This is a genomic window from Acidiphilium sp. AL, from assembly GCF_025499445.1.
GTDB classification, from domain to species: domain Bacteria; phylum Pseudomonadota; class Alphaproteobacteria; order Acetobacterales; family Acetobacteraceae; genus Acidiphilium; species Acidiphilium iwatense.
Window position 1 is genome coordinate 20,630 of record NZ_JAIMBZ010000039.1, and the last position, 8,318, is coordinate 28,947.

The 8,318-nt window shown below is 57.9% G+C and carries 5 protein-coding genes; 1 reads left to right on the forward strand and 4 read right to left on the reverse strand.

Annotation, left to right across the window (positions count from 1 at the left end; all coding sequences use genetic code 11):
• Positions 1-10: 10 nt before the first annotated feature.
• Genes AiwAL_RS16340 through AiwAL_RS16355 form a run of 4 tightly spaced genes read right to left on the reverse strand, consistent with a single transcriptional unit; the run spans position 11 to position 6,412 of the window.
• Positions 11-379, reverse strand: coding sequence for a M48 family metallopeptidase (locus AiwAL_RS16340; protein WP_262313082.1), 369 nt, complete (start codon positions 377-379; stop codon positions 11-13).
• Positions 376-3,309: a type I restriction endonuclease subunit R gene (locus AiwAL_RS16345; protein ID WP_262313083.1), complete on the reverse strand. Its 2,934-nt coding sequence runs from the start codon at positions 3,307-3,309 to the stop codon at positions 376-378. Before AiwAL_RS16345 ends, AiwAL_RS16340 begins: the two co-directional genes overlap by 4 nt.
• Complete coding sequence (locus AiwAL_RS16350; protein ID WP_262313084.1) at positions 3,306-4,592, reverse strand: restriction endonuclease subunit S; 1,287 nt, start codon at positions 4,590-4,592, stop codon at positions 3,306-3,308. Before AiwAL_RS16350 ends, AiwAL_RS16345 begins: the two co-directional genes overlap by 4 nt.
• Entirely contained in the window at positions 4,589-6,412 is a 1,824-nt protein-coding gene (locus tag AiwAL_RS16355; protein ID WP_262313085.1) for an N-6 DNA methylase, read from the reverse strand. Before AiwAL_RS16355 ends, AiwAL_RS16350 begins: the two co-directional genes overlap by 4 nt.
• Before the next feature lie 87 nt (positions 6,413-6,499).
• On the opposite strand from AiwAL_RS16355, the gene AiwAL_RS16360 reads away from it, so the two are divergent.
• Complete coding sequence (locus AiwAL_RS16360) at positions 6,500-8,074, forward strand: ATP-binding protein (protein WP_262313086.1); 1,575 nt, start codon at positions 6,500-6,502, stop codon at positions 8,072-8,074.
• Positions 8,075-8,318 lie beyond the last annotated feature (244 nt).

Consider the following 8,318-nt stretch of genomic DNA (forward strand, 5'->3'; position numbering starts at 1 on the left):
TTCCCTTATTTCAATCACGGCAGGGTGTATGTTTCGGCAGCTCAATCGGAATCACGCAGCCGCTATTTGCTCTTCTGATATCGTGACGCTTCCAGTTAGGCACATGCACTGTCATCAAAGCCTTGAATAGACGTCCGTGGTTCGGCACTTTCAAATGCAGAAGCTCATGGGCGATGACGAAATCCTGAAACGACTCCTCCTCATCGTCTAGGTCAATGGCCAGCGTGATAGTGCCGGCCACGGAGCATGACCCCCACTTTCGCGTCATTCGTTGAACCCGAATAACACGGGGCATGACTCGCAGCTTAACGACCCAAACATCTACACGTCGCTTCAATCGTGCGGCCGGCGAGAGCGAGCTGTTGGTGGACCACTTCATTGCGTGACGATCTCAATGATGAGGTCCACGATCCTGGACCGTGCGTTCTTTTCGACGGCAAGCAGAGGACGGTACAGGGCCGCTCGAAGCTGCCTCTGTTCGTCTGCATTTACACTGGCGTTGGGGAAGCGAGCCATCAGCTTCTCGACCTCCTTGGCAAGGTTAGAGGCCGGGACGCCAGCCTTCTTGAGTGCGTCATCGTCCTTGAGCGCCCAAAAGATGGCGAAGGCTTTTGGCGAAAGGCCGGTCTCCGTGGCGGCCTGGGCGGCTTTCTCCTTCTCGACGGCAAGCGCCGCCAACAGGTCCATCGCCGCGAGCCCGGTGGTCTTCCGATCTTCCATATCCTTCAAGATTCGTTCGGCACGATCCTTGAGAGGTTGCAAGACGGGCGCGGCATTGGGATCGTCATCGATCTCCTTTTGCAGACCACGCACCAGATTGAAGACCTTGCCCTCGTCAGGTCCCTTCTCGCCACGCAAGGCTTCCAGCGTTTTCAGGTCGAAGGTCACGCTCTTGGTCAGATTGCCGAGACCGCTCTGCGTGGCGCTTTCCTCGACTAGACGCTTGGTCTTGTAGGCAAGATCGGCCACGAAGCCGACCTTCTCGGCATAGGCGTTGCGCACGGCAGCATAGAGTTGCGCCAGGTGCCTGAACGTCTCGATATGATCTCGAAGCTCGGGCGACGGCGACAGGATTTCCCAAAGGGCCTCGATGTCCTTGTAAGCCTCGAAGAACGCCTTGCGCGCTTCCGGTTCGAGAAATCGCCCATAGACGATGCGCTCCAGCTTCTCGTCGGAGTCGCCACCTTCACCGGCGTCAAGATAGTCCTTTTCAGCCCTGGCGATCTTTTCCAGGAAATCCTTGAGGAGAAGATCGAGGTCCTCGATCACGCCGCTCACGTCGGACGAATCAAACTTCAGCGCCTTCTTGAGTTCGCGCAGCACACCGACAAAATCGACCACAAGGCCAACATGCTTCTGGATGCCCTGAGAATCGACATAGGGCCGGTTCACGCGCGCCACGGCCTGCAACAGCACATGATCACGCATCGGTTTATCGAGATAGAGGCAATAGAGGAGCGGGGCGTCGAAGCCAGTCAGCAGCTTGTCGGTGACGATAAGGATTTTCGGGTTCTGGTCCGCCTTCTTGAACAGCAGACGGACATCGGCCTCGCGCTCGTCGCTCACCTGAAGTTCATGGACTAGCGGCCGATCCACGATGTCGGCGGCGTTCTCCGTATAGATCGGCACACTCCATTCGGGCGGCAGCAGCTTGTCCAGGGCTTTCTTGTATTTGGCGCAGGCTTCGCGGTTCACCCCGACAAGAAACGCCTTATAGCCGAGCGGCAGAACGTTCTCCTTGAAATGCTGGGCGACGAAGGCGGCGACCTTCTCGATGCGGTCGTCAGCCGTGAGGAAGGTGCGCAGACCGACGGCACGGTCCAGTGCCTTGTTGAGCTCGTCGATGTCGGTCACGCCCTCGGCTTCCGCCAGCTCGAAAAACTCCTTGTCCAGCCGTTCGGCCGGCACTGTCATTTCGCTCGGCGCCATGACATGTTTAATCGGCAGCGTCGTCTCGTCCTCGATGGACTCGGCGATGGAATACTTGTCGAGATAGCCGCGCTCGTCGTCTTTGCCGAAAATCTTGAATGTACCTTCGCCCTGTTCGGTCTTGGCGATCGGCGTTCCGGTGAAACCGATGATCGTCGCGTTCGGCACCGATGCCATGAGATAGGTACCGAGGTCCTTGGCAACCGAGCGGTGAGCCTCGTCGATGAAGACATAGATGTTGTCGCGGGTGTTGCTGTCCTTATCCACCCCCTCGAACTTGTGGATCATCGATAGGATCAGGCCGCGCTTGTCGCTCTTGAGCAAGTCCTGCAATTCGGCCTTGCTGTTGGCCCGCCAAGTGGCGATGTCCTGCTTCTGCATCTCGCCGAGCAGCTTCTCGACCCAGCCCTTCATCTGGCCCTCAAGCTCGGTGCGATCCACGACCAGGATCACGGTCGCGTTCTTGAATCGCTCCTTTTGCTCAAGAATCAAGCGGGCAGCCGTGAGCAAGGTGAATGTCTTGCCCGAGCCCTGGGTGTGCCAGACGAGGCCGCGATCCTTGGTGGGATCGGCGCAGCGTTCAATCACGGTATCGATGGCGCGGCGCTGATGCTGGCGCAGCACCGACTTCTTCGTCTCGCTGTCCTCGACGTAGAACAGAATCCAGTGCTGGAGCGTACGGAGAAAGTCGGTGCGCTCGAAGAACGCCTGCACGGCGACGCGATAGGCTTCATCGGGCGCCTGCTTCCAGCGAGCGAGGAACCGGCGATTGGCATTCCAGGTCACACCGTACCAGTAATCGAGCAAGTGCGTGACATTGAAAAGCTGGGGCGACCCGATCAGTTCTGGCGTCTCCATCTCATAGCGGCGCAATTGCTTGATGGCGCGTTCGATGGCGCCGCCGTCCTTCGGATTCTTGTGTTCGACGATGCAGACCGGCACGCCGTTGATGCAAAACATTACATCGGCCCGGTTGCCCTTGCGCGCCGGCGGCTTGAGTGCCCACTCCCATGAGACGTAAAAGGCGTTGGCGTCGGTATGCTCGAAGTCGATCAACGTCACCCGGCGGTGGCGCTTTTCGTCCTCGTCGTACCATTGCCGCTCGCCGCGCAGCCAGGACAGCATCTCGCGGTTGCCCTCGATGGTCGGCGGAAGGGCGTCGAGCGTCTCGATGACGGAACGGATGGCGTCCTTTGTCATCCACGGATTGAACTGTGCAAGCCTCGCCTCCAGTTCATCGCGCAGCAGCATTCCGGCTTCGCCGCCGCGCTTCTGCTTGGCGACCTCGGGCGTGATCGGCGTCCAGCCGATCTCAACCGTGTGCTTCACCATCGGGAATTGCACGTTGCCAGCTTCGCTGATTTTGAGTGGCTTGTTCATGCCGCCACCTCCGCGACTTTGGAGAAATCCAGCACGGACAGGTCGAGGTCGCCGACGCGGATCTCACCGGTCATCAGCTTGTGCAGGAGCGATTTGAAAAGCTCGTCGAGCACCGCGCGCTTGCGCTTGTGAAGGCCGATCTTACTGTCGATGGCGTCAAGGACGGCAATGATTTCTCGCTGTTCATCGACGGTAGGAGGAAGTGGAAACAAGACGGTGCGGAGCTTGCTTGCATTGATGTTGGCTTGACCAACGGCTCGGCTCGCCAATTTTTTGATTTCGTCCTGGGTTGCCGGCCAGTTCATGAAGTAGTTGAGGAAGGGCGGAAGGCACCGTTCTTGATCGACGGTCAAGCGCACTAGATAAGATGCGAACACAGCAGGCCTGTCGTCTTCGACAATTGCCATTCGGCCCACTAGCTCGATGCTGTTTGTGCGATTGAACAGCAGATCGCCGGGCTTAAGCCGGAATACTTCATACGTTTCCGAGTCAAGATCGACGAATTGCAAGTTCCGATAGTGGACCGCGCCGTCCTCTTGGCAGTTCATTCGCAGGATCGGATAGGCACCGGATTCCTGGCCGCGGACTGACAAGCCATATTGGGTATTGCGAGCCACGTCGCCAATTGCTGCAACATCCCAACTCTTCGGCACTGGACCGATTTCGGTTTCCTTCTGCGGCTCATCGCGAAGCCCTCGCGTAAACAGCGTCCGCATCCTCGCGCGCTTGAGGTCTTGGGCTGAAGCAAGGCATCGATCATGAATCTTAATTGCCTCGCGCACACGAGCGAGAGCACAAACGATGTCCTGCTGCTCATCGATTGCCGGATGCGGCACGTCCAGGGCGGCAAGCCGGTTGCGCGACAGATTGGGAATCGTAGTCTTGTTTCCCGCTCCCTCGAAGATGCCAAGCTGTGTGAAGCCTGATTGCAGAAAGTAGACGTAGAAGCGCGGTTCCACATTATCAGCAATCGAGCGCAGCCGGTGCAGGTGGTTCTGGAACGACATAGTTTTGACTTCGCCGTTCCAGATCGCTGCCCGCCCGATCTCGCCGCCCTCGCAAACCAAAAGGTCGCCAGGCGCCAGCAGCTTCTCCTGACGCTCATGCGCAGGGATAGCCATCTCGTCCACGGCGGTCAGGTCAATTTCGTCCCACAGGACATTCGATGTGCGCAGAAATGGCGTTTTGTCATCGCCAGTCCGAGCGGCAACAGACATAGTCTTGCCCGCCCCGATCTCGAAAAGCTCGCCAAGGGGACGAAGTGGCCATGCTCCATTGATCATAGCCGCACCAGCATTTTCGCGAGCGAGGAATCGATGTTTCGCGCCTGTTCATCGAGAGCGAGCAGTTCAGCCATAATCTCTTTTATCGGCCTTTGATTGACCGCGTCCGCCTGTCCAACCCACTTGCTCGGACTGAGATTATAGTCAGCCTTCTCAGCTTGCTCCGTCGTGACAATAGCGATCTCGCCCTCGACCGGCTCACCCTTGAGGAAAGCGATGGCGAGCGGCCGAATATCCTCCTCGGGAATGTAGTTCTTGGGCTTACCCTTCTTCAGGCGCCTGCTGGCATTGAGAAGAACGATCTTGTCCTTGCGCGCGGCTGACTTGCGTTTGCTGAGCACCACGATCACGCCGGCGGCGCTGGTGTTGTAGAAAAGGTTGTCAGGTAATAAGATCACGCCGTCGATCAGATCGCGATCGACAAACCATTTGCGGATATTGCGCTCCTTGTCCTCGTTCTTCGAGCCTGAGCCGCGCGTCACCGCGCCGGTGTCGAGCACCACAGCGGCACGGCCGTGCTCGTTAAGGCAAGCGAGCGTGTGCTGGAGCCAGGCCCAATCGCCCTTGCCGGTTGTAATGCCACCCGACGTGCGGAAGCGGTCGAATGGGTCGTTGGCGAACACGTCCGGGTTAAAGGGCTGGTTCCACATCGGATTGGCGATGACGATGTCGTGTGTCTTCACCTTGCCATCCGTCGTGCGGAACTTCGGGTTAATCATCGTATCGCCGCGCGCGATCTCGATCTCCATGTCGTGGATGATGCCGTTCATTTGCGCGACCGCGTAGCTCTCCGCCTGAAGCTCTTGGCCGGTCAGCTTGAGCGGTACCTTGCTGGTTGGATCGAGTTCACGGGCGACCAGTTGCAACTTCACCAGCAGACCGGCAGAGCCGCAGGCGTAGTCGTGGCAATCCTCGCCCGGACGAGGGCGCATGATGTGCGCCATGAGAAAGCCGACCTCGGTCGGCGTGAAGAACTCGCCCGCGCTTTGGCCTGAGCCTTCCGCGAATTTCCGCAGCAGATATTCATAGGCACGGCCAAGGAAGTCCGGCTGCACGTCGGAAAGGCCGAGCCGATAGCGCGAATCCGAAAACGTCTCGATGACGCCGCGCAGCTTGGCCGGGTTGACATCGCGCTCGCCGTTTCGCTCGGCGGCGAAATCGACCACATCGATAACACCCGACAGTGGAGGGTTCTGCTTCACGACGGCGCGCACCGCCTTGGTTAAATGCTCGCCGATGTCTTTTGGCTTCGTACTTTCCCCCCTGTCGTCGAGCGGCCACTCGTTGCTCTCCCGGCCGCTGATTACGCCCCAACGTGCTTCCGGCGGCAGATAGAAGCGCAGTAAGGAATGGTCGGTCTCGGCGATTTCGAGCGCAGTTTCCCGGTCGCCATATTCCTCGGCAAGCCGCGTGATCTCGTCGTCGAACACGTCCGACAGGCGCTTCAGGAACAGGAGCGGCAGCAGATAGTCCTTGAACTTGGCCGCATCCTTCTCGCCCCGGATAGAGCAGGCGGCGTCCCAAAGCATCTGCTCCATAGGCTTAGTGGTCGGGGCCGCCACCGCACCGCGCCGTCGCCGCGTGACGTTGGCTGCAGATTCTGGCGACTCAGTGGCATCTTCGACTGTGGCCACTCCCGCCTCCTCGGCCAGGGCAGTGATGACCTCACGAGCCGCCTTTTGCGGCATGTTGGAGCCCCCCTCCCAGCGATTGACGGTCGCAAACGACACCCCCAATCGCTCGGCAAGCTGTTCCTGGGTGAGGTCCAGCTTTGCCCTGATGGCGCGGAGTGTGGCGGCTACGGCTTGTGCATTTGTCATATTTGCAATATTTGCTATATCGTAGGAGAAAGTCAATCATTAGGGACGAATTTTTGATTTAGGCTGTGTGAAGCGGGAGAGGTGATCGTGAAAACACAGGTAGGGACACTCCAAGCAACGCCATCGAAGCGCCTATTTCTGTCGATCATTGCCGATTACGATCTGAACAGGTCGATTTGCGAGCTGGTCGATAATGGCCTTGACGTATGGGTCCGCCGAGGCCGGTCTTCTCCCATCTCAATCAATCTCACCCTTGATGAAGCACAACAGCGGATATGCGTCGAAGACAATGCGGGCGGCCTGCCGAAAAGCGAGTTGAGCTATATTGTCGGCCCTGGACAGACGGGCTCCGCGCCGACAGATGAGACGATCGGGATCTTCGGCGTGGGTACAAAGCGAGCGGTTGTGGCTCTCGCGCAGGACATACGCATCGCTACTCGCCACGGCAAGGCCAAGGCGCACCAAGTAGATTTCGACGACAAATGGCTTGAGGACGAGAGTTGGGAACTGCCGCTCTACGAAGTAGACGACGTGGCGGCGGGTACGACTCTTGTCGATCTGCAACGCCTGCGGCTTTCCATCACAGAAGACGCCACGGAGCATCTTCGTGATCATCTGAGCGCCACATACGCAAAGTTTCTCACCAATCCGCTGGTGTCAATCGTGCTGAACGGCGTGCCGCTAAAGCCGGTATTCTTCGACAATTGGGCGTATCCGCCCAGTTATGAACCGCGGCGCTACACGGGCACCGTGAAGGCCGACGATGGGCGGGATGTGCGCGTTGAGGCGATCGCAGGCCTGAGCGACGAGTCCAGCCCGGCGGCGGGCGAGTATGGCGTCTATTTCTACTGTAACGAGCGGCTTGTAGCTCGCGCCCTCAAGACTTTCGACGTGGGTTTCATGAAGGGCTATGCAGGTCTTCCTCACCCAAAAATCTCACTCGCGAAGGTGATTGTCTCGCTGAACGGCGATGCCCGTTCGATGCCCTGGAACAGCAGCAAGTCAGACATCAGCGCCAAGCATGAGGTGTTTCAGGCACTACATGCTTGGCTGATGGAGGTGGTAAAAGATTACGCAGCGCTATCGCGCATCTGGATGGGCGATTGGCCGGACAAGGTGTTTGCCTACACCGATGGGACAATCGTTGATGTGCCGGTAGAGGACTTCCCCAGCGCAAAAAAATCCTATCTACCTCCAATGCCAAAATCCCGGCCGCGATACGGAGACGTAATCACCGAATCCAACAAGAGCGTCGCCAAGAAAAAGCCTTGGGTGAAGGGCCTCTATGAAGGTGTCATCGCCGCTGATTTGATTGCTAAGCAAGGATTGGAGCAGCGCAACCGCATCGCCCTGATCGTCCTAGACAGCACAATTGAGATAGCCTTCAAAGAGTTCCTGGTCCGGGATTCAGGAACCTATTACACCGATGCTCAGCTCCTCACGACCTTCAAGACCAGACACACCGTTCATCAAGAAGTACAGAAATACGTAACTTTGAATCCGGATTTATGGAAGAAGATCGGGCATTACAGTGACATGCGGAACAAACTCATCCACCAGCGGGCGACGGCGGGCGTGAGCGATAATGAGTTGGCGGATTTCCGAACGGTGGTAGAAAGCGTTCTGCGGAAGCTTTACGGTCTCAAATTCACTCGAAGCTAACTGGCCTGGTCAAGCCATAAAGGGCCGGAGGGTGGCGACGACTATCGCGCATCAGCGACCCAGGTCCGAGCACATAGGAAGCGACACCGACTTCTTCAACAGCTCGCTAGTCTTACTGTGTCATAAATCGAGCATTCTCGATTTGTCGTTGGCAACACGGGCATCTAGGCAGGGTTCTGGCGAGGGTGCGGGCGATTGTTGTTCTGAGCGTGGTCATTGATGTTGCGAGGTGGCGTTCAGGCCG